This is a genomic window from Roseococcus sp. GW821-FHT12F05 (assembly GCF_058806835.1).
Genome location: NZ_JBXAQB010000011.1, coordinates 40,066 through 61,090, shown reverse-complemented (window position 1 = coordinate 61,090; position 21,025 = coordinate 40,066). Strand labels below are relative to the sequence as shown.

20 protein-coding genes are annotated in these 21,025 nt (G+C 72.1%); 5 read left to right on the top strand and 15 right to left on the bottom strand.

Annotated features, from left to right (window positions below; all coding sequences use genetic code 11):
- Nucleotides 1–9: 9 nt before the first annotated feature.
- Together AC1ROY_RS23125 and AC1ROY_RS23120 are read right to left on the bottom strand one after the other, a co-directional pair.
- Complete coding sequence (locus tag AC1ROY_RS23125; RefSeq protein WP_493151255.1) at nt 10–831, bottom strand: ABC transporter permease; 822 nt, start codon at nt 829–831, stop codon at nt 10–12.
- Entirely contained in the window at nt 831–1,970 is a 1,140-nt protein-coding gene (locus AC1ROY_RS23120; RefSeq protein ID WP_493151254.1) for a hypothetical protein, read from the bottom strand. Before AC1ROY_RS23120 ends, AC1ROY_RS23125 begins: the two co-directional genes overlap by 1 nt.
- A gap of 116 nt (nt 1,971–2,086) precedes the next feature.
- Here AC1ROY_RS23120 and AC1ROY_RS23115 point away from each other — a divergent pair, with 116 nt between their 5' ends.
- Nucleotides 2,087–2,257: a hypothetical protein gene (locus tag AC1ROY_RS23115; RefSeq protein WP_493151253.1), complete on the top strand. Its 171-nt coding sequence runs from the start codon at nt 2,087–2,089 to the stop codon at nt 2,255–2,257.
- 236 nt (nt 2,258–2,493) lie between these two features.
- Here AC1ROY_RS23115 and AC1ROY_RS23110 read toward each other — a convergent pair whose 3' ends face one another.
- The 3 genes from AC1ROY_RS23110 to tcuA all read right to left on the bottom strand — a co-directional run bounded on the left by AC1ROY_RS23110 (nt 2,494) and on the right by tcuA (nt 5,999).
- Nucleotides 2,494–3,453 carry a Bug family tripartite tricarboxylate transporter substrate binding protein gene (locus tag AC1ROY_RS23110; protein WP_493151252.1) on the bottom strand — a complete coding sequence of 320 codons (960 nt, stop codon included), beginning with the start codon at nt 3,451–3,453 and terminating at the stop codon, nt 2,494–2,496.
- A gap of 61 nt (nt 3,454–3,514) precedes the next feature.
- Entirely contained in the window at nt 3,515–4,618 is a 1,104-nt protein-coding gene (gene tcuB / locus AC1ROY_RS23105; RefSeq protein WP_493151251.1) for a tricarballylate utilization 4Fe-4S protein TcuB, read from the bottom strand.
- Nucleotides 4,605–5,999: an FAD-dependent tricarballylate dehydrogenase TcuA gene (gene tcuA, locus AC1ROY_RS23100; protein ID WP_493151250.1), complete on the bottom strand. Its 1,395-nt coding sequence runs from the start codon at nt 5,997–5,999 to the stop codon at nt 4,605–4,607. Before tcuA ends, tcuB begins: the two co-directional genes overlap by 14 nt.
- Before the next feature lie 75 nt (nt 6,000–6,074).
- On the opposite strand from tcuA, the gene AC1ROY_RS23095 reads away from it, so the two are divergent.
- The 4 genes from AC1ROY_RS23095 to AC1ROY_RS23080 are packed head-to-tail and all read left to right on the top strand — an operon-like array spanning nt 6,075 to nt 10,894.
- Nucleotides 6,075–6,752: a GntR family transcriptional regulator gene (locus AC1ROY_RS23095; protein WP_493151249.1), complete on the top strand. Its 678-nt coding sequence runs from the start codon at nt 6,075–6,077 to the stop codon at nt 6,750–6,752.
- Between the two features lie 53 nt (nt 6,753–6,805).
- On the top strand, nt 6,806–8,422 hold the full coding sequence (locus tag AC1ROY_RS23090; protein ID WP_493151248.1) for an EAL domain-containing protein: 1,617 nt from the start codon (nt 6,806–6,808) through the stop codon (nt 8,420–8,422).
- 55 nt (nt 8,423–8,477) lie between these two features.
- Nucleotides 8,478–9,224, top strand: a complete 747-nt coding sequence (locus tag AC1ROY_RS23085) for a maleate cis-trans isomerase family protein (protein WP_493151247.1) — start codon at nt 8,478–8,480, stop codon at nt 9,222–9,224.
- A gap of 2 nt (nt 9,225–9,226) precedes the next feature.
- A complete protein-coding gene (locus tag AC1ROY_RS23080; protein WP_493151246.1) occupies nt 9,227–10,894 on the top strand; it encodes a M3 family oligoendopeptidase in 1,668 nt (555 codons plus the stop codon).
- 36 nt (nt 10,895–10,930) lie between these two features.
- Here AC1ROY_RS23080 and AC1ROY_RS23075 read toward each other — a convergent pair whose 3' ends face one another.
- From AC1ROY_RS23075 to AC1ROY_RS23030, 10 genes are all read right to left on the bottom strand, one after another.
- Nucleotides 10,931–11,353 (bottom strand): DUF3830 family protein, encoded by a 423-nt coding sequence (locus AC1ROY_RS23075; RefSeq protein WP_493151245.1) that lies wholly within the window; start codon nt 11,351–11,353, stop codon nt 10,931–10,933.
- A 46-nt stretch (nt 11,354–11,399) separates the two neighbouring features.
- Entirely contained in the window at nt 11,400–11,714 is a 315-nt protein-coding gene (locus AC1ROY_RS23070) for a DUF167 domain-containing protein (protein WP_493151244.1), read from the bottom strand.
- Nucleotides 11,714–12,403: a VIT1/CCC1 transporter family protein gene (locus AC1ROY_RS23065; protein WP_493151243.1), complete on the bottom strand. Its 690-nt coding sequence runs from the start codon at nt 12,401–12,403 to the stop codon at nt 11,714–11,716. The genes AC1ROY_RS23070 and AC1ROY_RS23065 overlap by 1 nt, the downstream gene beginning before the upstream one ends.
- Before the next feature lie 18 nt (nt 12,404–12,421).
- A complete protein-coding gene (locus AC1ROY_RS23060) occupies nt 12,422–12,586 on the bottom strand; it encodes a DUF3309 family protein (RefSeq protein ID WP_131546881.1) in 165 nt (54 codons plus the stop codon).
- A gap of 108 nt (nt 12,587–12,694) precedes the next feature.
- Complete coding sequence (locus tag AC1ROY_RS23055; RefSeq protein ID WP_493151242.1) at nt 12,695–13,771, bottom strand: energy transducer TonB family protein; 1,077 nt, start codon at nt 13,769–13,771, stop codon at nt 12,695–12,697.
- A 3-nt stretch (nt 13,772–13,774) separates the two neighbouring features.
- A complete protein-coding gene (gene tolR / locus AC1ROY_RS23050; RefSeq protein WP_493151241.1) occupies nt 13,775–14,236 on the bottom strand; it encodes a protein TolR in 462 nt (153 codons plus the stop codon).
- A gap of 6 nt (nt 14,237–14,242) precedes the next feature.
- A complete protein-coding gene (locus tag AC1ROY_RS23045) occupies nt 14,243–14,908 on the bottom strand; it encodes a MotA/TolQ/ExbB proton channel family protein (RefSeq protein ID WP_493151240.1) in 666 nt (221 codons plus the stop codon).
- A 10-nt stretch (nt 14,909–14,918) separates the two neighbouring features.
- Nucleotides 14,919–15,356: a Tat pathway signal protein gene (locus AC1ROY_RS23040; protein ID WP_493151239.1), complete on the bottom strand. Its 438-nt coding sequence runs from the start codon at nt 15,354–15,356 to the stop codon at nt 14,919–14,921.
- Nucleotides 15,357–15,458: 102 nt separating this feature from the next.
- On the bottom strand, nt 15,459–19,154 hold the full coding sequence (locus AC1ROY_RS23035; protein ID WP_493151238.1) for a translocation/assembly module TamB domain-containing protein: 3,696 nt from the start codon (nt 19,152–19,154) through the stop codon (nt 15,459–15,461).
- Nucleotides 19,154–20,986, bottom strand: a complete 1,833-nt coding sequence (locus AC1ROY_RS23030) for an autotransporter assembly complex protein TamA (RefSeq protein ID WP_493151237.1) — start codon at nt 20,984–20,986, stop codon at nt 19,154–19,156. Before AC1ROY_RS23030 ends, AC1ROY_RS23035 begins: the two co-directional genes overlap by 1 nt.
- Between the last annotated feature and the right edge of the window lie 39 nt (nt 20,987–21,025).

The following is a 21,025-nucleotide window of genomic DNA, read 5'->3' as shown; positions in this document are numbered from 1 at the left end:
TGATGTCCCTCACACCCAGAAGGCCACGCGGCCGCGGAAGCGGGTGAAGAAGGCCTGGGCGATCGCCCAGAGCAGAAGGCTGTAGAGCAGCGCCGTGGCCCAGGCGGCCCAGGGCACGCCCATCCCCAGGAGCGGCGCGCGCACCGTCTCCATCATGGCGAAGAACGGGTTCAGCGGCAGCCAGGCCGCCCAGCCCCGCACCAGCTCCGGCTTCCACATCACCGGCGTGACGAAGAAGGCGAGCTGCATGACCGAGGCCACAATAGGCGGGATGTCGCGGAAGCGCGCGCAGACCATGCCCAGCAGCATCGAGGCCCAGAAGGTGTCCACCGCCAGCAAAGCGAGGCCCGGGAGGGCGGCCAGCATCCCCCAGCCCGGCGCGATGCCGAAGACCGCGAAGACCGCCAGGATCAGCGGCAGGTTGTGCGCCGCGACGACAGCGCTCCGCATCACCGTGCGCAGCGCCTGCACGCTGTAGGGCAGCGGCATCTGCCGCAGGATTCCCTCCGCGCTCGTCAGCGTCGTGCAGGCCTCGGCCGCGACCTGCGCCAGGATGTTCCAGACGATCAGGCTCACCGCGAGCCAGGGCAGGTAGTCGGCGACATCGAGGCGGAAGAGCTTCGCGTAGAGGAAGCCGAGCGCCAGCAGCATCACGGCCGTGGAGACGGTCAGCCAGAGCGGCCCCAGCACCGAGCCCCGGTAGCGATGCGTGATGTCGCCGCGTGCCAGCGCCCAGGCCAGCCGCCAGCGCGCGAGCCCTTCCCGGAGATCCTCGCGGCCGCGGGCCCGCCGCTGGGGCATCGCGGCGTCGAAGGTGCGGATATGGGCCATCAGATCACCCCGATGTCGTAGCGGGCGCGCTGCACGCCGCGGAGCTGGGCACCCCTGCCCCGCCGGCGGAAGCCGGCCATCACCTCGTCGAGCCTCTCCTCGAGGCCGCTGCGGCGCAGGCTCCATTCGATCTCGGTCAGGCTGTAGCGGTCGCGCCAGACCAGGTCGCGCTTCAGCACGCGGATGCCGAGAAGCCTCGCATAGAGGAAGGGCGCGCAATGCGGCGGCGACCGCTTCTGGCAGAGGGCGACCACCTCCATGACCAGGGTGTCCTGCGCGGCCTCATGGCCGGGACCAGGCATCGAAGCGCGCTCGACCAGAGGCTGCAGCGCGTCCCATTCCTTGCGCAGCTCCCCGGTCGCGTCGCCGCGCAGGGCGAGCAGCTCCTGCGGATCCATGGGCAGCAAGGCCTGGGCCAGCGCCACGCCGGAGGCGATCACCTCGAAGCTGCGGCCGGCGCGCAGCAGGCAGCGCGAGAAGCCGATCTCGCCACGCAGGATGCACCAGCGGCGGTTCGAGACCGGCACGTAGCGGCGCCAGTAGTCCTGGACGATCGCGCTGCGCAGGAGCTGGGCGGAGACGGAGAACAGGAAGGACTGGAAGTGGAATTGGTATTCCCGGTTCTCGAAGGTGGAGATCACATCCGCGCCGCCCGCCGCGGGCAGCAGGCGCGCCAGCAGGTGGTCGAGGCCCTCCGGGTAGTAGAGAATGCTGTCATTGGCGAAGAGGACGCGCTGCGGATCCTCCTGCTCCATGAGATGCATGCAGCCGTCGCGGAAGCCGCCGAAGTCGAAGCCTTGGTTGTCGCGCCGCATCAGCCCGGCGCAGCGGTCGAGCAGGTGCTCGGCCATCGCGCCCTGCGGCAGCGCATTGGCGACGAGGAGCAGGTTGATCCCCCGCCGTGCCATGGCGTCGACCAGCACGTCGAGAAACCAGGGCCACTCGTCGGGCTGCCAGACGACGAGGATCGCCCAGTTCCGGCCCGCATGGCGCAGCCGTCCCGCCTGGAGGTCCAGCACATGCGAGCGGCGCGACAGGCCGAGCCGCAGCCGCTGCAGGCTCACGGGCACGAGGTAGAAGACCACGAGCAGGAGAGCCCGCCGCCCCAGGTAGAACAGTCGCCAGACCGCGGTCAGCATGGGCGCCGACGCTGGCGAAGGGAATTCGCTGGATTCTCCATGACAGGCTCCGTGGGGATATGCACGGCACCGAGGTATGTGGGAAAATTTCCCACGTAAAGTGACGAAGTGTTTTCGTGGGCCTGCTTTTCGGCACGCATCCCGGCCGGCGCGATGCCGTCACCCCCGGCGTCGGCGGCGACCGCATCGCGGAGGAAGGTGCCGAAGCGGCGCGGCGGACGGCCGAGCAGGTGCTCGACGTCGCCCGTTACACAGGCGTCGCGGCCGTCCGGTACTTGGATGAGTGAGCCCGGCTCTCCAGCGGTAGACCGGCCTCCGAGCCGGTCCGCGAATTCGTCCGGCGCCAGCCGCGTGTGGCGGACCGCGCGGCCGATCTCGGCCATGGCGTCGGGGGAAGCCCAGCAGCCGCGGCCCGGTCAGCTCGAAGGTCCGGCCGCATGCCGCCGCTCGCGCAGCACGCGGCGCCGACGGAGGAGGAGCAGGCGGCTCTGACGGAGCTGCCGCGCAAGCCGACGCCCCCTGGCTATTCGGCGCGCAGATTCGCCCGGCGCACCACGGCACCCCAGCGCTCGCGCTCGGTCACCAGGAACTTCGCGAAATCGTCCGGCGTGGGGCTCGTCTCGATCTCCACGCCGTTCTCCACCATGCGGGCGCGCACGGCGGGATCCTCCAGCGAGGCGTTCATCGCGGCGTGCATGCGCGCGATCGCCTCCTGCGGCGTGCCGGCCGGCGCCAGCAGGCCGTACCAGGTGGCGCTCTCGATGTCGGGAAAGCCCTGCTCCACCGAGGTCGAGAGGTCCGGCAGGATGGAGGCGCGCTGCCGCCCCGCGATGGCCAGCGCGCGCAGCCGTCCGGCCGCGAGGAAGGGCAGGAAGGGCGCTGCGGCATTGGTGATCATCTGCACCCGGCCGGCGACCACGTCGGTCAGCGCCGGCGCCGTGCCACGGTAGTGGACGAACTCGATCGGGAAATCGAGGGTGAGCGCGATCATCGCGCCCAGCGCATGCGCCGTAGTGCCGGCGCCCGGCGTGCCGAAGGTGATCGGCGCATGGGCGCGGGCGAAGTCGCGCAGCTCGGCGAGGTTGCGGACCGGCAGCCCAGGATTCACCGCGATGACGTTGGGTCCAGCGCCGAGGAGGCCGATGGCGGAAAAGCCGTTCGCCACGTCATAAGGCACGCGCGGCACGGTGAGGCTCGAGATCACGAAGCTGCCGCTGCCGGCCAGCAGCAAGGTGTAGCCGTCGGCCGGCGCCTTCGCGACGACGTCGTTGCCGAGCAGCCCCCCTGCCCCGCCGCGGTTCTCGATGACGATCGGCTGGCCCAGGCGCGCGCCCATGGCCTCGGCCAGGATGCGGCCCACGATGTCGTTGCTGCCGCCGGCGGTGAAGGGGATGACGAGGCGGATCGAGCGCGCCGGAAAGCCCTGGGCCTGGGCCACGGCGGGCGTGGCCAGGAGCGCGAAAGCGGCGCGGCGCTGGATCATGGTCGTTCCATCCTCGGTTTGAACGGAGGATGGGGAGGGTTTCCGCGCCTGTCCAGGAGCCTCAGACGCGCTTCTCCTGCGCGTTCCGCAGCAGCGCGAGGCCGCGATACACGCCGTGCACCATCTTGCTGTAGGGCAGGATGAGAAAGAGCCCGAGCACGAGGCCGAGATGGATGGCGAGCATCACGCCCATCGCGCCCGTGTGCCGCACGACCAGCAGCAGCAGCCCCGTCACGGCGACCAGGAAGAGCAGGCCGAGCATGGCGTATTCGCCGCCCAGCCAGCGCTTCGCCACGGGTCCGGGATCGGTGACCGTCTTCACCCAGAGCAGGCCGACGGTCCCGATCGCGAGCAGCACGCCGCCCCAGGTGCCGAGTTGCACCGGCAGGCTGAGGAAGGCATGCGGCGACTTCCAGCCGAGGAGGTGGTGGTAGAAGGCGCCGACCGTCGTGGCGGCAAAGCAGAGCATGAAGCCGTAGAACATCGATTGATGAAACCAGCGCCGCGTCTGCGCGAAGCTGTCGTCGAGGTCGTTGCAGCCATGCCCGCCGCCGCCGAGGTTGCGCAGCGTGAGGATGTCCACGGCCGCCGTCGCGACGGGCTGCGGCGTGATGGGCTTCTGGCCCTTCCCCGGCGCCGTGCCGCGCCAGTAGCGCACCGCGCCCACGGTCATCGCCACGATCGCGTAGCCGAAGGAGAGGCCGGCCATGCCCGTCATCAGCCAGTAGGGGATCACGCGGAAGAAGGCGCCGGTGCCGGTCTGCGCGGTGTAGAGGATCGCGGGGTCCTGCAGTGCCATGGTGAGGACCAGCACCAGCGTCACGGCCAGCACGGCCATCGCGGTGACGATGGTGCCGTTGCGCTCGAAGGCCCGGCCCATCGGCGCGGGCCAGGCGTATTCGGCATAGGATTCGTTGCGGATGTCCGCGAAAGTCGCGGGGATGTTCACGCCGAAGGCATGCGGCGGCGCGTACTGGCAGGAATGGTAGCAGCCCTTGCAGGAATGGCAGAGGTTCGCGAGATGCGTGAGATCGCCCGTCGTGAACTCGCGCCGGAGCGTCATCGCGGGGAAGACGGCGCAATACCCCTCACAGTAGCGGCAGGCGTTGCAGATCTCCATCTGCCGCCGGGCCTCGACAATGGCCTCGGACTCAGTTCCTGACATATTTCGCGGCCCCCTCGCCGGCGAGGCGTCCGAAGACGGTTCCGATGGTCATGCCGAAGCCGGCGAGATAGCCCTGCCCCAGGATATTGCCGGCCATGATCTCGCCGGAGGCGAAGAGGTTCCCGCTGGGCTTGCCGTCCGCCATCATCACCTGCGCGCGGTCGTTCACCTTCACGCCGAGGAAGGTGAAGGTGATGCCGGGCGCCAGCGGATGGCCGTAGAAGGGCGGCGTGTCGATGCGGCGCGCCCAATGGGTCTTCTCGATCTCCAGCCCGTCGGTGCGGCAGTCGTCGAGCTTGTTGCCGTGGAAGGTGCCGGGCTGCACGGCGGCGTTGTACTCGTCCACCACCGCCTGCAGTTTCTGCGCATCGATCCCGAGCTTACCCGCGAGCTCCGCGACGCTGTCCGCCTTTTCCGGCGGGAAGACACTGGGGAGATAGTTGTGCAGCGCCTTGCTGTCGGTGACGGCGAAGGCGCGCTGCCCGGGCTGCTGCGCGATGAGGCGGCCCCAGATGGCATAGCGCTTGGGCCAGACGTCCTCGCCCTCGTCGTAGAAGCGCTCGACGTCGCGATTCACGACGATCGAGAACGGTACGCAGTCGAGCCGCATCGCCAGCCCGCCATCGACCATCGGCGCCCGGGCGTCGTTGGCGACGGCATGGAACTGGGTGGGATCGCCGACCTCCTGGATGCCGCCCGCCAGCAGGTCCTTCAGGATGGTCCCCTGGGCATAGGGCGTGCCGCGGATCTGGAAGTTGTCGGCGGCGTCGCCCCAGTATTCGCGCAGCCATTCGCGATTGGCCTGGAAGCCGCCGGCCGAGGCCACCACCGCCTTGAAGCGGATGCGCTCCGGGAAGCCGCGCCAGGAGACGATGGCCTCGGTCGCGAAGCCGTCCTTCACCTCGATGTGCTGCACCTCGGTGTCGTAGAGGATGTTGATGCCGAGCTTCTCCGCCGTGCGGTAGAGCGCGTTCACCAGTGCCTTCCCGCCGCCCAGGAAGAAGGCGTTGGTGCGCGAGAGCGACAGCGTGCCGGACAGGCTCGGCTGGAAGACCACGCCGCAATCCGCGAGGAAGCCCGGCGCGTGCTGGCTGGCGCGGATGGTCATGCGCGCGAGGTCCTCGTTGGTGCGGCCGCCGGTCACGCGCAGCAGGTCGTCCCAGTATTCCTCCTCCAGGTAGCTCTCGGTGAGCACGCCCGTGGGCTTGGGATGCAGCGCGCGGAGGTTGCGCGTGTGCCGGCTGTTGCCGCCCCGCATGGGCCGGGGCGCGTGCTCGGCGACGACCACGCTGGCGCCCGCCTGCGCCGCGGTGATGGCGGCGCAGAGCGCGGCATTGCCGCCGCCCACCACCAGCACGTCATAGATCCGGCGAAAGTCCACCGCCTGTTCACTCCCGTTGCGCTCTCGGTTGTATCCGGCTGTATCCGAACATGTCCAGACAGGGTAGGCTGAGGCATGGACAGCCCTGCCCAGCTCGGACGCGGCCACGAGGCCTATGCGCGGGTGCGCGAAGCCATCCGCGACGGCACGCTGCCGCCGGGCGTGCGCCTCACCGAAACCGATCTCGCCGCCCGCTTCGGTGTCTCGCGCACGCCGATCCGCCAGGCCATCGCCAAACTCGAGGCCGAGGGGCTGCTGACGCATGAGCCGCGACGCGGTCTCTCCGTCACGCGGCCGGACCACGGCCAGATGGTCGAGCTCTACGTGATGCGCGAGATCCTGGAAGGCGCCGCTGCCCGGCTGGCCGCGCAGCACGCCAGCGAGACCGAGATCTCCGCCATGGAGGAGCTGGTGGCGGGAGAGCCCACGATCTTCGCCGATGCGCCGAAGCTGGCCGCGGTGAACCAGCGGCTGCACGGGCTTCTCTACCTCGCCGCGCACAACCGCTACCTGCTGCGCAGCCTGGAGCAGCTCTCGGCCACCATGGCGCTGCTGCCCTCGCTGCTGACGATCGGTGGCCGCGCCGAGCAGGCGCATGCCGAGCACCTCGCGCTGCTCGCCGCGCTGCGCGCGCGCGACGGCGAGGCGGCGGAGAAGGCGGCCAGGCTGCATTCGCGCGCGGCGCAGCGGCAAAGACTCGCCTGGCTGGTGCAGGTGTCCGGCGTGCCGCTGGCTGCGCCCGGCGGGCCTTAACCGGTCGTTCACCGAGCGCTGGCAGAATGGCCCCGAATGTTCGGAGGCGATTCATGCGGGATGACGGAGAGGCGCGCGACGAATCCCCCACCCTGCGCCCGCTCGGCGAGCGCGAACGCTTCGTCGCCTTTGCCTTCGCCGCCGCCGACCTTCTGATCGAGGCCGACCTGGACGGTAGCATCGTCTTCGCCGCCGGCGCCTTCCGCCTGCGCTTCGGCGACGCGCCGGAGGCCTTCCTCGGCCTTGATGTCGCCGATCTCGTCGCGCCTGCGGACCGCCTGCGCTTCTCCGCCAGCCTGGCCCTGCTCCCCGAGCGCGGCCGACTGAGCCCGACCGTGCTGCGGCTCGCCAATCGCGAGCAAACGGAATTCGTCATCTCCGGCCTGCACCTGGCCCTGCCGGGCGAGGCGCCGCGGCTCTGCCTCTCGCTCGGGCCGCTGCCGCTGGCGCTCGATCCCGGACCGTGCCTGCCGACGCCCGGCGCCCTGCTGCGCGACGCCGAGGCGCGGCTGCGCAAAGGTGGGCCGCCGACGCAGCTCGGGCTGATCGAGGTTTCCGGCCTGCTGGCGCCGGACCTCCATGCCGCCATCGCCACCCGCGTCGGCCCCGCGGCGCTCACGGCCGAGCTGGGCCCGGGGCGCTTCGGCCTGCTGCCGGCCCTCGGCGACACGGGGCTCGATCTCGCCGCCGTCACCGAGCGGCTGGAATCGCTGCTGGCCCCGGGGGGCTCCATCAGTGGCTCGGTGCTGCCGCTCGATGCCGGCGCGCTCTCGCCGCTCCAGGCCGTGCGCGCGCTGCGCCACGGGCTCGCCACCTTCACGCGCGGCGGCCGCGAGCGGCTGGAGGGCGCGGGCTTCTCCGAGGGGCTGTCCGGCTTCGTCCACCAGATCACCCAGCGCGCGGGAAACATCCGCCGCGCCATCGCCCAGCGCCGCTTCCGGCTGGACTACCAACCGATCGTGGGTCTCGCGGACCGCCGGGTGCATCACTACGAGGCGCTGCTGCGGCCGGAAAAGGGGCTGCTCGGCCAGGGCGAGGGTCCCCAGGATTTCGTGACGCTGGCGGAGACCATCGGCCTCACCGAGGAGCTCGACCTCGCCGTGGCCGAGGCGGCCGCCGCCGACACGGGTGGCCTCGGCGCCGGGCAGCGGATCGCGGTGAATGTCTCCGGCCTTTCGATCCAGAGCGGGACCTTCCGCGCCGAGTTCCTGGCGCTTCTGGACGGCCGCCCCCAGGCCTCGAAGCGCCTCATGGTAGAGCTGACGGAGAGCGCCGAGATCGAGGACGAGGCCGCCGCCGCCCGCAGCATCGACGCGCTGCGCGAGCGCGGCATCCCCGTCTGCCTGGACGATTTCGGCGCCGGCGCGGCAGCCTTCCGCTACCTCAAGGCCTTCCGCGTGGATTTCGTGAAGGTGGACGGTGCCTTCGTGGAGGCCGCTCTGCGCACGGAAAGGGACCGCAGCTTCGTCGCCGCCATGGTGGACCTCTCCGTCGCCGTCGGTGCGAAGGTGGTGGCCGAGCGCATCGAGACGAAGGAAGCAGCCGAGATGATGCGCGGCCTCGGCGTGCATCTGGGCCAGGGCTGGTTCTTCGGGAAGCCGGGGCCACTGCCGAAGGTCGCGCCTGTGGCGGCCCGGCGGAGCGGCCAGTTGCAGGAGAGCTGGGGCTGACCCGGGGCGCATCTGCCGCTACAGCTTGGGGGTGATTGCGCGGGGAACGATGGGGATGCCCGACATCCTGGGCTGGCGGAAAAAATTCGGCGTGCTGGGCCCGTCCACCAACACCGTGGTGCAGCCCGATTTCGACATGATGCGCCCGGCCGGCGTCACCACCCATTACAGCCGCATCTTCACGCCCGACGCCGACGCCGTCAGCAACGAGACCTTCCGGGCCGGCGTGGAGGTCATCGGCAACAACACGCTCGACGCCGTGCGCAGCGTGATGACGGCCAAGCCCGACTACCTCGTGATGGGCATGAGCTCCGTCACCTTCTTCGACGGTGTCAAAGGCGCCGACCGCTTCGTGCGCAGCGTCGAGGAGGAGAGCGGCGTGAAGATCAGCGTCGGCTCGCATTCCAGCGCGGCCGCGCTGAACGCCTATGGCGGGATCCGGCGCATCGCGATCCTCTCGCCCTACTGGCCCAGCATGAATGCCGAGGTCATCAGCTATTTTTCCGAAATGGGCTTTTCCGTCGTGCGCGACCGTGCGTTGCAATGCGCGCGATGGACGGCCATCGCGGAGGTGCCGCCCTCCGTCCTCGTGAAGGAGCTGCGGGCCCTGGACGGCGACGACGTCGACGCCATCCTCCAGGTCGGCACCAACCTCTCGATGGTGCGCCTCGCGGCCGCCGCCGAGCTCTTCCTCGACAAGCCGGTGGTCGCGATCAACACGGCCACCTGGTGGCACGCGCTGCGCGCCAACGGCATCCACGACAAGCTGGACGGCTTCGGCCGCCTCATGGCGGAGTTTTGAGCATGCGTTTCGACGAGATCACCGCCCCCAGGCCGACCGCGGAATCCCTGGCCGCCGAGGCGAAGCATGTCGCCGAGCTGCTGCATGCCGGCCCTCGCGACAAGGCGGTCGCCGAATGGGATGCCTCGCGCCGCTCCACCGACACCTGGAGCGCGCTGGTCCACCTCCGCTTCGCGCAGGACACCAAGAGTGCCGAGGCCAAGGCCGCGCGCGAATATGCCGACGCCCTCGCCCCCGTCGCGACGGAGCACGAGGTCGCGATCAAGAAGCGCCTGATCGACGACCCCGATCGCGCCGGCGTGGAGGCGCTGGTCACGCCGCATGTGCTGAAGCTCTGGCAGACGGACATCACCACCTTCGACCCCGCTATCGCCGGCGATCTCGAGGAGGAGTCGAAGCTCACCGCCGTTTACACCGAGCTCCTGGCCTCGGCGAGCTTCGAGATCGACGGCGCGACGGTGAACCTCTCCGGCCTCGCGCCCTACGCCGAAAGCCCCGATCGCAACATGCGGCATCGCGCCGAATCCCTGCGCTGGGCCTTCTTCGAGAAGAACGGCGCCGAGCTCGATTCCCTCTACGATTCGCTGGTGAAGCTACGGCACGGCATGGCGCGCAAGCTGGGCGACGAGAGCTTCATCCCCCTCGCCTATCGCCGCATGCGCCGCACGGACTACGGCCCGGCTGACGTCGCGCGCTACCGCGACCAGGTGGCCGAGCATGTCGTGCCGCTCATCGCGAAGCTGCTGGAAGCGCGCCGTGCCGAGTTCGGCTGGGACAAGGTGATGTACTGGGACGAGGCGCTCATAGACCCCGCCGGCAACCCCAAGCCCATCGGCGACCACGACACGCTCGTCGCCGCCGCGCAGACCATGTTCGACCGGATGGACCCGCGCCTCGCAGGCTTCTACCGGATGATGGCGGCCGGCGGCTTCCTCGACCTGAAAAACCGTCCGGGCAAGGCCGGCGGCGGCTTCTGCACGAGCTTCCCGAGCGTCGGCCTGCCCTTCATCTTCGCCAACTTCAACGGCACGCATCACGACATCGGCGTCTTCACCCACGAGATGGGCCACGCCTTCCAGTGCTGGGAGAGCCGCAACCTGCCGGGCGTCGATCAGCTCTGGCCGACCATGGAGGCCTGCGAGATCCACTCGATGAGCCTCGAGTTCCTCACGCATCCGCAGATGGGCCTGCTGGTCGGCGACACCGCGGCCGACCGCTTCCGGCGGATGCACCTGATCTCCTCGCTGGCCTTCCTGCCCTACGGCGTCTGCGTGGATCACTTCCAGCACGAAGTCTTCGCCAATCCCGATGCCACGCCGGAGGAGCGCAACGCGATCTGGCAGCGTCTGGAGGCTCGCTACATGCCGTGGTCCGACTACGGCGATATCGCCTATCTCGCGAAGGGTGGCCGCTGGCAGGCCAAGCACCACATCTACAACAGCCCCTTCTACTACATCGACTACACGCTGGCGCTCTGCTGCGCGCTGCAGTTCTGGGTGAAGTCGCTGCACGACCCGAAGGCGGCGCTGGATGCCTATGTGGCGCTCTGCGAGCGCGGCGGCTCCGCGCCCTTCCAGGAGCTGGTGAGGTCGGCGGGTCTGGTCTCGCCCTTCGCGCCGGGCGCGCTCGCGGAGGTCGTCCACGAAGCCGAGGCCGTATTGGCGGGGTGAGCGCGATCCCCGAAGCCGTGAATCGCTCCCCCGGTCTTACGCCGCGCGGAACTCGATCGCCTTCGCGCCATCCCACAGCACCGAGCGGCCCACATTCGCCAGCCGCTCCAGGTCGTCGCGAATGGTCAAAAAGTGGTTGCCCGCGAGCTGCCCCGCCTTGCTGGCGAAGCAGCAGGGGCCATAGGCCACCAGGATCTCCGTCTCGCTCACGCCGCTGACATGGCCGGGATGCACGATCACTTGGCCAGGCGCGGGATAACTCGTCGCGTTCTCGTAGCCGATGGACAGGTCACGCTCGCCCATCGGGATCCAGCAGGCCTCGCCGCTCCAGCGGACATGGATGATCCTGTCGCGGTAGGGCAGCAGCGCGCGGAAGCGCGCGACAGTCTTCGGCGCGTCCTTGGCTTCGAACTCCGCCCGGAAGAGCTCGCCGCCGATGTCGATGATGATGTCCGTCACGTTGCCGTTCCCTCGCTGAGCGCCGCCCCAAAGCACGGGAGCCGCGTCACGTCGAGTCCGCGATCCAGGCCGTCACCCGGGCCGAAAGCTCCGCGGGATCGCCGGAGAGCTCCAGCAGCTTCAGCCGCGCCTTCTCCCCCGAGACGATCGCGATCTCGGATTTCCGCAGCCGCAGCGCCTTGGCCAGGAAGGCGACGAGTGCCGCATTCGCCGCCCCATCCACCGGCGGCGCGGACAGGCGGAGCTGCAGCATCCGCCGCCCGTCCGGCCCCTGCACCACCCCATCCACGCCCTCGCGCAAGGCGCGCGGCGTCAGGCGCACAGCGAGGCGGATCCCCTTCGCGACGAGCGTGACCGGCATCAAACCGCCTGGCCGACGAGCCGCCCGATCAGCGCCGTGAGACCCATGGCGAGCGCGCCCCAGAAGGCCACGCGCATCGCCGCGTACCGCATGTCCGCGCCGCCGGCCCAGGCGCCGACCGCGCCCAGCAGCGCCAGGAAGCCCAGCGAGGCCACCGACACCACCGGCCCGACGAAGCCCATCGGCGTGAGCAGCGCCGCCGCCAGCGGCAGGGCCGCGCCCACCGCGAAGCTCGCCGCCGAGGCCAGCGCCGCCTGGATGGGCTGCGCCGCGGTCAGGTCGGTGATGCCGAGCTCGTCGCGCAGATGCGCACCCAGCGCGTCCTTCACCATCAGCTGGTCCGCGACCTGCCGCGCCAGCGCCGCATCGAGCCCGCGATGCATGTAGATCTGCGCCAGCTCCTCGCGCTCGAAGGCGGGGTCGTCGCGCAGCTCCTGGGTCTCGCGGGCCAGCTCGGCCTTCTCGCTGTCCGACTGCGAGCTGACGGAGACATATTCGCCGGCCGCCATGGAGGTCGCGCCCGCGACCAGCCCGGCGAAGCCGGCGATGAGGATGCTGGATCGCGAGCCCTCCGCGGCCGCGACCCCGACGATCAGGCTCGCCGTCGAGACGATGCCGTCATTGGCCCCCAGCACGGCCGCCCGCAGCCATCCGATCCGATCGACCCGGTGGCGTTCGCGGTGCGGCAAGGGGCCTCCAAGGAAGGGTTAGATTCGTCCCATCACCATGAGCACGATGAGGATGATCAGCACAACACCCAGCACGCCGACGCCGCCATGGCCGAAGCCGTAGCCGTAGCCGCCGAAGCGGCCGCTGAACCCGCCCAGCAGGGCGATGATGAGGATGATGATCAGAATGGTTCCGAGCGACATGAAGCTTCTCCGCCGTTGATGCCGATCGGGTAAGGTCACCCCATCGCCGCCTCGCACGCGGCGAGGTGGTTGGCCAACGCGCGATCCCCTGCGGGGTTGCCCTGCCTGTCAGGGTCTCAGCGTGAAGCGCACCGGAACGACCAGCTCCACCGGGTCGCCCGGCATCTCCGCCGGCGGCGCGGGCAGCGGCGAGGCGCGGCGGATCATGGTGGCCACCGCCTGGTCGAGATCCTCATGGCCCGAGCCGCGCTCGATGCGCCAGTGGGCGACCGTGCCGTCGCGCCGCATGGCGAAGCGCAGCACGACGGTGCCCTCCGCGCGACGCGTGCGCGCCGAGAGCGGGTAGTCCTTGTGACGCTCCAGCGCGGCCATCAGCAGGCCGATGTAGCTTGCGGGCGGCCGGGCCGGTGCGGCCGGTGCCGAGACGGCAGGAGCGGGCGCGGCCGCCGCGGGCGGCGCCTCCTGCTGCACGGGGCGCGGAGGGGCGGCCGGCCGGGGACGCGGCGGTGGAGGCGGCGTCGGCGCGACGGCGCGCACGGTCTCCATGTCCGGCGTGGGCGGGGGCGGCGGTGGAGGCGGCGGCGTCTCGACGGCCTCCTCCGGCGGCGGAGGCGGCACGACGTCCTCGGAATCCGGGGGCTCGACGGCCAGCGGCTCGATCAGCGGGGTCTGCGCGATGGGCTCGGGCGGAGGCGTGTCGGGTGGCGGCGGCTCGGTGACTGCCTCGGGCGGGGGCGGAGGCGCATTGTCCGGCGGCGGGGGCTGGGCGGCGTCCGGCGGGGGCGGCGGGGCGTTGTCCGGCGGCGGAGGCTGCACCGCGTCCGGAGGCGGCGGGGGCGCGTTGTCGGGCGGGGGCGGCTGCACCGCGTCCGGCGGGGGCGGCGGCGCGGCCTCGGGCGGCGTTTCCGCCGGCGCCGCCTCGGGCTGCGCGGCCTGGGTCTCCTCGGTCACCTCGGTGGGCTCCGAGGCTTCGGAGGGCGCGGATTCCGCCAGAGGCGAGATCTCGATCTCGGCGGATTGCGGCTCGGGCGGCCTGGAATTCGTCCACCACACCATCGGGCCGACCACGGCCGCGTGGAGCAGGATCGCGGCGGCCGTCGGCAAGGCGAAGCGGCGCGCATGGCTCTGCTGCCGCACGAGCACGGCTTCCTCGGGCAGCAGGTGCTGGGCCGAGAAATCGGGCATGGGTCAGCGGGCCTGCACGGCGGGGCCGGAGGGCTCGGCCTCGGCGATGAGCGAGACGCGCGAGACGCCGGCCGCCGTCACCTTGCCCATGATGCGCATCACGTCGCCATAGGGAACGCTGCGGTCGCCGCGGACATAGACGGGCGCGTCGTTCGCCTCCGCCTCGCGCAGCGCGCGGATGCGGTCGGTGAGGTCGGCCTCGGCGACGGGCTCGGAGCGGAGGAAGACCTGGCCCTCGCGGCTCACGCTCACCACCACGGGCGGCGCGGTCTGCGCCACGCGGGCGGCGGAGGTGCGCGGCAGCTGCACGGGCACGCCGACCATCATCATCGGCGCCGCCACCATGAAGATGACGAGCAGCACCAGCATCACGTCGACGAAGGGCGTGACGTTGATGTCGGACATCGCCGTGCCGGTGCTCTCCTCGTCGTCGTCGCCGGACGGGCCCGAGGTGCTCATCGCCATGGCGCGCTACTCGGCCGGCTGCTGGCGCGGGGCGCGGCTGAGGCGCAGCGCGAGGTCGGAGGCCGCGCTCAGCGCCTCCTGCCGGGCGCCGGTCAGCCCGCCCACGAAGCGGTTGTAGGCCATGACCGCCGGGATGGCGGCGACCAGGCCGACCGCGGTGGCGAAGAGCGCCTCGGCGATGCCGGGCGCCACGACCGCGAGGCTCGTGTCGTTGCTGGCGGCGATGCCGGTGAAGCTGTTCATGATGCCCCAGACGGTGCCGAACAGCCCCACGAAGGGTGCGACCGAGCCGGTGGTGGCGAGGATCTGCAGCCCGGGCTCGGAGCGGCGCACGGCCTTCAGCACGGCCTTGCGCATGGCGCCGTCGAGCCGCGCACGGAACTCGCCGTCCGTCTCCTGCGCGCCCTGGCCGATGCGCCATTCCGGCAGGCCCGCGCGCAACGCGACGGAGGTGAGGTCCGCCGCGCCCTCGTGCAGGATCGAGGGGTTCACGGTGGCGGCGGCCAGGGCCTTCGCCTCGCGCCGCAGCCGGCCGAGGGCGAAGCTCTTCTCGATGATCACGGCCCAGCAGGCGATGGAGGCCAGCGCGAGGCCGATCATGACAGCCTTGACGACGGGGTCGGCCGCGAGGAACAGGCCGAGGGGCGAGAAGTCGTGCGGAACCGGGTTCATCCGTCGGCGATCACTTCTCGAAGGTCACGCCGCTCACGCGGGAGGCCAGCGCGGCCCGGGCGACGCAGGCGTTGCGCGCATCGGCCTCCTGGCTGCCGCAGGCGAGGATGTCGTTCAGCAGCACGCTGCCCACCGTGTCGCAGCCCTGGCCGGTGAGGTCGAAGAGGCGCACCACGGTGCGGCCGGCCGGCAGCGGGCCGGCGTCCACGGCCAGGCGGCGCGATACCACGCCGTCCTTGCCGAAGATCACGAGGTCGAGCCGCAGCGGGTCCACCGCCTCGCCGCCGCCGTTGTTCAGCACCATCCAGACCCGGCAGGCGCCCTCGCGCACCTCAAGGCGGTTCAGCTCGACGCGGAGCGGCGAGGCGGTCTGCGCCAGCGCGTTCCGGGCGGCCAGGGGCGAGAGCCCCGCGAGCAGGAAAAGGGCGGTGAGAAAGCCGCGAAGCATGGCGAGGGTCCTTCGGCCGGGCGGGTCGGCCGGCAGATAGCCTCAATTGCGAACCGATTGCAATTCGCCGCGCCGCAATATGACAGGCTATTTGCCGTTCCTTCAGTATTCGTATTCCCAGGTGACGCCGAGCCGGTCCCCGCCCGGGCCCGTGGAAGTCTGCGCGTCCAGCCTGAGCCGCGGCGTGAGCTCGACCTGCACGCCCACGCCGGGCGTGCCGCCGCTGGTGCCCTGCTGCACCCCGACATAGACGCCCGGCGCCACGTAGCGGCCGGCCTCGACCGAGGCGCCGCGGCCGCCGTCGCTGCCGACGCCGAGCCGGTCCAGCCCCGCCGCGCTGCGGAGACGGTCGAGCACGCCGCCGCCCGCCGGCATGACGCCCGCGAGCTGCGCCACCGCCTGCGCGATGCCGGCCAGCTCGAAGGGCGAGAGCCGGCTGGTCTCGCGGTCGAAGAGCAGCCGGGCCAGCGCGTCGTCCTGCGGCAGCTCGGGCTCGGCGGTCACCTTGATCTCGGGCGCGGCGGGCGTGCCGGTGACGGTGAGGTTGATGGTATGCGTGCGGCTGCGCGAGGTCGCGAGGAAGTCGAGGCTGGGCAGGAAGGTGCCGGTGTCGAAGCCGATATTGCCGCGCGTGAACTGGATCTGGCGGCCGATCAGGTCGAAGGTGCCGCGCCGCATGCGCAGGCCGCCGGAGGGGACGGGCGCCGCGACCGTGCCGCCGATGGTGATCTCGCCGCCCAGCTCCGCCTCCAGCCCGCGTCCGCGGACGAAGACGGCGCGAGGCGCTGATATCACGAGGTTGAGCGCCATCGGCAGCGCCGGCCGCGCGGGGGCGGCGGCCTGGCGCGGCGGCGGGGGCGGACGACGGCCGGGCGGCAGCGGCCCGATCTCACGCACGGGCCCGACGCTGGGGATGCTGCCGCCGAGGGTCTCGGGGATGCGGATCTCGGCGCGCTGGATGGTGACGCGGCCGGCGAGGCTGCCGCCGTCGGTGAGCGGGCCGCGGAGCGTGATGTCAGCGTCGATGGTGGCGTCGCCGGTCTCGCCCGTGACGGGCCGGGCGTTATGGGCGGACAGGCGGATCTCGGCGGGGATGCCGGCGCCCATCGGCTCCACCCAGCCCTGGGCCGAGATGGTGCCGCCGCCGACCGTGCGGCCGGAGAAGGAGGAGATGACCAGACGCTGGCCCTGCGCCGTCAGCCGGGCCGCCAGCGCGTCCAGCCGCACGCCGTAGAGCGGGTTGGAATAGCTGCCCTCCGACAGCACCATGGTCCCGGCCAGCTGCGGCTCGGCCGCGGTGCCGCTGGCGCGCAGGTCCAGCTGGGCGCGGCCGGCGAAGCGGTCGGCGCCGCCGGCCAGGAAGGGCCGCGCGAGCTGGCCGAGGTCCAGCCTTCCGCGCACCGCCGCTTCGAAGGGCGCGGCGGGGCCGAGGCCGCGCGACTGCGACGCCTCGACGTTCAGCTGCACGCTCGGGCCGGCATTCACCTGCGCCTGGGCGCGGAAGGCCTGGCCCTGCATGCGGGCGGTCGCGTTGATGTTCGCAGCGGGGATGGAGGCCATCGAGGGGTCGGCCGCCCGCAGCCCGGCCACGCGGATGGTCGCGTCCACCTGCGGCGCACCGCTCGGCCCCGCCGCGTTAACCTGGCCCGAGACGGTGCCGGTCACAAGGCCGGCGCTCAGCGGAGCGAGCGGGACATTGGCGATGTCGGCGCGGGCGGTCACGTTGCCACCGGCCAGCTGCCCGTTCAGCGCCAGCGTGCCGCCGCGCCGGCTGGTCAGCCGCGCCGGCTGGAGCGTGAGCTCGCCCGTCTCCGTCACGAGGATGCGCGCGGGCGCGGCGAGGCGCAGCGCGTCCTGCGCGGCGCGCGCCTCCAGCCGGGTCAGAGTGATGACGTTGAGCGCGCCCTCCTGCCCCAGGTTTCCCGCGAGATCGAGCCCATAGGCCGGCGCCGTGACGCCGAGGCGGAAGTTGAGCGCGGCCAGCGTCCCCGTCATCTCCACCTGCGCCGCGGCTCGGGTCGCGCCGACGCCGACGCCGGTGCCGTTCACGCGCAGCTCGACGCCCTGGGCGGCCATGCCCGTGGCCCCCGGGATGGCGCGCGCCCGGAGATCGACGGTCAGCCGCCCGGCGAGGCCCATGCCGAGCGGCGCGAGATCCGGCGCGTCGAGGTGCAGCTCGCCGTCGAAGGGCCCCGTCGGCAGCCCGCCCTCGCCGTTGCCGTTGAAGGCGATTCCGGCATAGCTGCCCTCCAGCCGCGACAGCCGCACGCGCTGGTCGTCGCGCGCCGCCTGGAGGGCCAGGTTCAGCGGCTTGCCGTCGAGCTGGCCGGTGGCCTGGGCGGTCACCTCCTGCAGGCTGGCCTGCGCGGTGAGGTCCAGGTTCTCCACCAGCCGCCCCGAGGCGACGAGGCGTTCGGTGCGGAGCCGCGCCTCGACCTGCGGCGCCTCGGCCGTGCCGGTGAGGCGCCCCTCGGCGGAGACGGTGCCCTGGACGGAGAGCGGGTCGCGCGCCTCCAGGGTGAAGGCGACGTCGAAGGGGCTGGCGGCCGGGCCGCGCACGGTGGCGCGGATGCGCTCCGCCTGGAGGGTGGCGTCCACCCGACGGTCGGCGCCGCGGACGCTGGCGGTGAGCGCGACGGCCTGGCCGAGCATCTCGTCCACCGCCCCTGCCCCGCGGAAGCCGGTGCCGGAGACGCGCAGGTCGAGCTCGGGCACGCTCACCGTGCCGCCGACATCCCCCTCCAGGGACAAGGTGGTCCAGCCGGTGCCCTCGGGCAGCAGGCCCGCGAAGGTCTCGGGCGGCGCAGGATCGACGCGGAAGCGCAGCGCGAGGGCCTGCGCGGCGCTGAGCGTGCCGCTGACCTCGGCGCGGCCGGCCGGCAGGGCGACAGTCAGGCGCTCGATGGTGATGGCGTTGTCCGGCGCGCGGCGCAGCGCGAGGCTCGGCGTGATGCGGTCCGCCAGGGCGCGCTTCGCCTCCGGCACGAAGGGGCCGGGCAGCACCGTGCCGTCCAGCGTGAGCGCGGCATTGCCGTCGGGCTGCACGGCGAGCCGGCCGCCCAGATCGGCGTGGGTCTCGCCCAGCGAGGCCGTCAGCTTCCACTCGGCGCCGGTGAGCGGGCCGTTCAGGTCGATCTTCCCGTCGAAGGGGGCGTCCGGCTGGCCAGCCAGCGCGGCGACCAGCCCGCCTGCCGGCTCGGAGGCCTCGACCCGCGCGGCCAGTGCCCCATCCTGCAGCGAGACATCGGCGGTGACGCTGCCGGGCCGGTCCAGCCGCGCCACGGCCAGCTGCGTCTGCAGGCGCTGCCCCTCCAGCGACAGCGAGCCGCGCAGCGATAGCGCCACCGCCTGCCCCGCCACCGCCTCGCCGATCTCGATGCGCTCCACCTCCAGCGCGTCGATCCGGATCGCGACGGGCAGCTGCGGCAGGCTCGGGATCGCGAGCGGCGTGGGCTCCGATGGCGGCGCGTTCGGATCGCTCGGCGGCGGGCGGTGCAGCGCGATGCGGCCGGCATGCACCGAGGTCAGCGTGGCGCGGCGGTCGAAGAGGTCGCGCCAGGCGAGGTCGATGCGGATGTCCTCGATCTCCACCCAGGCCCCTTCCGCGTCGCGCATGGCGATGCGCCGGGCCGCGAGATGCCCGGGCAGCGGTCCCGAGACGCCCTCCAGCTCCAGCCCCGGCACGAAGCGCATGGCGAGACCCGCCACGGCGTTCAGCCCGAAGGGCGTCGCCAGCGCTGATATCAGCAGGATCGGGATGAGGATCAGGACGCCGAGGAGGATCGCGAGCCAGCGCATCAGAAGGCCTGCCCGATGCCGATGTAGAAGCCGAAGGACCCGCTCCCCTGCTGACGGATCAGCGGGATCGCCACATCCGCCCGGATCGGCCCGATCGGCGTGTAGTAGCGCGCACCCACGCCGGCGCCGATGCGGATCTCGTCGGTCGGCGCCGCGGCGTTGGTGCCGACGGCGCCGGCATCCACGAAGGCCACCGCGCCGTAGGAGGAGCCGAAGCGCTGCCGCAGCTCGACCGAGGCCTCCAGCAGGCTCGCGCCGCCGGCCGGCTTGCCGCGGGAATCGCGGGGGCCGATGGACTGGTAGTCGTAGCCGCGCACCGAGCCGCCGCCGCCTGCATAGAAGCGCTGGGGCGGCGGCACCGTGCTGGCGCTGCCGTTCAGCAGGCTGCCGAAGGCGCCGCGCATCGCCAGGATCGTCCGCCCGCCGCCCGAGAGATCGAAATAGGTCGAGCCCGAGATCCGCAGCGGCACGAAGACCGTGCTCTCCGTGAAGGCGTAGGAGGGCGTGAGGCTGCCCACCGCGCGGATGCCCCGGCGCGGGTCCAGCGCGCTGTCCGTGCTGTCGTAGCGGAGCTGCCCGGTGAAGCCCGCGATCTGATAGGCCTCCAGCGGCGCCTCCGAGGGCGCGGATCGGCCCACCTCGCCCACCGGGCCGGTGGAGAGCGTCCAGCGGTCCGTCAGCCGGCGCTCGTAGAGCAGACTGATGATGGTGGCGTCGCGGTCGTAGCTGTCCAGCCGGTCGCGCACATAGGAGAGGCTGCCCACGAAGGAGCCATTGTAGCCGAGCGGCAGCGGCTGCCGCCAGATCACGGCGGCGCGGGCGTTCATCCGGTCCAGGTCGCTGCCGATCCGGCTGCCCTCGAGCTCCAGGCGCAGGTTCTCGGCCCCACCCAGCACGTTGCGGTGCTCCCAGGAGAGCCCGAGCCTCGCGCCGAAATTGGTCTCGTAGCCGGCCGTGGCGCTGATAGCGCGGAAGGGCCGCTCGCGGACCGTGACGGTGACGGGCAGCCGGCCCCGGGCGTCGAGGGAAGTGGCCTGGTCGACGCGCACCGAGGAGAAGGGACCAAGGGCGGAGACGTCGGCCCGCGCCTGGGTGAGGCGGGACGGCAGGTAGCCGCGCTCGGCGAGGCGCAGGGCGGCCACGCGGCGCACCACCTCGGGGTCCACGCGCTCGGTGCCGGCGACCTCGGGCATGGCGAAGGCGGCGCGCGGGCCGGGCTGCTCCGTGAAGGTGACGTCCATGGCACGGGCGCCGTGGTCCACCGTGACGGAGCGTTCGATGCGGGCGAGCGGGCGGCCGTCCTCGCGCATGGCGGTCCAGGCGGCCTCCTGGGCCGCGATGACCGTCTCGGCCCGGGCCGGTTCGCCGGGGGTGACGGCCACATCAGGGCCGCCGCCGACCGTCCGGATGTTGCGGAAGGTGTAGCGCGGGCCCGGCGTCACGCGGATCTCCAGCGCCAGCGGCGAGGGCTGGGCGGTCAGCGCGGCGGGATCGAGCGAGCCGCCGGGCGCCACGACCTCCACCTGGCCGGCCCAGTAGCCCTCGCTCTCCAAAGCGGGCCGCAGCTTGTCGGGCTCGGCGCCGATGCGTGAGATCACGCCCTCGGCGTCGGTCGGCGCGCGCTCCTGCAGGGCGATGAGGCCGGAGGCGAGGCGCAGCACGCGGTCGAGATTGTCGTCGCCCGTCGGCTTGACGGTCGCGCGATAGGGCAGGTTCGGGGCGTCAGCGGGCGCCGCCTCACTCTCCGGCTGCGCGCGAAGGGTCAGGGTCGCCGAGGCCAGCCAGGCCGCGAGGCCCAGAAGGGGCCAGAAGCGCGATACTCCGGAGGACAAGCACCTCTCCTCTCCCGACGCGCCTTGGGCACGCAGATT

What these genes read in the sequence shown, in the direction of transcription:
- AC1ROY_RS23055 (WP_493151242.1), bottom strand. Translation starts at nt 13,771, where the DNA reads ATGCCCGATTTCTCGGCCCAGCACCTGCTGCCCGAGGAAGCCGTGCTC.
- AC1ROY_RS23035 (WP_493151238.1), bottom strand. Translation starts at nt 19,154, where the DNA reads ATGCGCTGGCTCGCGATCCTCCTCGGCGTCCTGATCCTCATCCCGATC.
- AC1ROY_RS23085 (WP_493151247.1), top strand. Translation starts at nt 8,478, where the DNA reads ATGCCCGACATCCTGGGCTGGCGGAAAAAATTCGGCGTGCTGGGCCCG.
- AC1ROY_RS23040 (WP_493151239.1), bottom strand. Translation starts at nt 15,356, where the DNA reads ATGCTTCGCGGCTTTCTCACCGCCCTTTTCCTGCTCGCGGGGCTCTCG.
- AC1ROY_RS23070 (WP_493151244.1), bottom strand. Translation starts at nt 11,714, where the DNA reads ATGCCGGTCACGCTCGTCGCGAAGGGGATCCGCCTCGCTGTGCGCCTG.
- tolR (WP_493151241.1), bottom strand. Translation starts at nt 14,236, where the DNA reads ATGGCGATGAGCACCTCGGGCCCGTCCGGCGACGACGACGAGGAGAGC.
- AC1ROY_RS23045 (WP_493151240.1), bottom strand. Translation starts at nt 14,908, where the DNA reads ATGAACCCGGTTCCGCACGACTTCTCGCCCCTCGGCCTGTTCCTCGCG.
- tcuB (WP_493151251.1), bottom strand. Translation starts at nt 4,618, where the DNA reads ATGTCAGGAACTGAGTCCGAGGCCATTGTCGAGGCCCGGCGGCAGATG.
- AC1ROY_RS23120 (WP_493151254.1), bottom strand. Translation starts at nt 1,970, where the DNA reads ATGCTGACCGCGGTCTGGCGACTGTTCTACCTGGGGCGGCGGGCTCTC.
- AC1ROY_RS23110 (WP_493151252.1), bottom strand. Translation starts at nt 3,453, where the DNA reads ATGATCCAGCGCCGCGCCGCTTTCGCGCTCCTGGCCACGCCCGCCGTG.
- AC1ROY_RS23060 (WP_131546881.1), bottom strand. Translation starts at nt 12,586, where the DNA reads ATGTCGCTCGGAACCATTCTGATCATCATCCTCATCATCGCCCTGCTG.
- AC1ROY_RS23095 (WP_493151249.1), top strand. Translation starts at nt 6,075, where the DNA reads ATGGACAGCCCTGCCCAGCTCGGACGCGGCCACGAGGCCTATGCGCGG.
- AC1ROY_RS23090 (WP_493151248.1), top strand. Translation starts at nt 6,806, where the DNA reads ATGCGGGATGACGGAGAGGCGCGCGACGAATCCCCCACCCTGCGCCCG.
- AC1ROY_RS23080 (WP_493151246.1), top strand. Translation starts at nt 9,227, where the DNA reads ATGCGTTTCGACGAGATCACCGCCCCCAGGCCGACCGCGGAATCCCTG.
- AC1ROY_RS23125 (WP_493151255.1), bottom strand. Translation starts at nt 831, where the DNA reads ATGGCCCATATCCGCACCTTCGACGCCGCGATGCCCCAGCGGCGGGCC.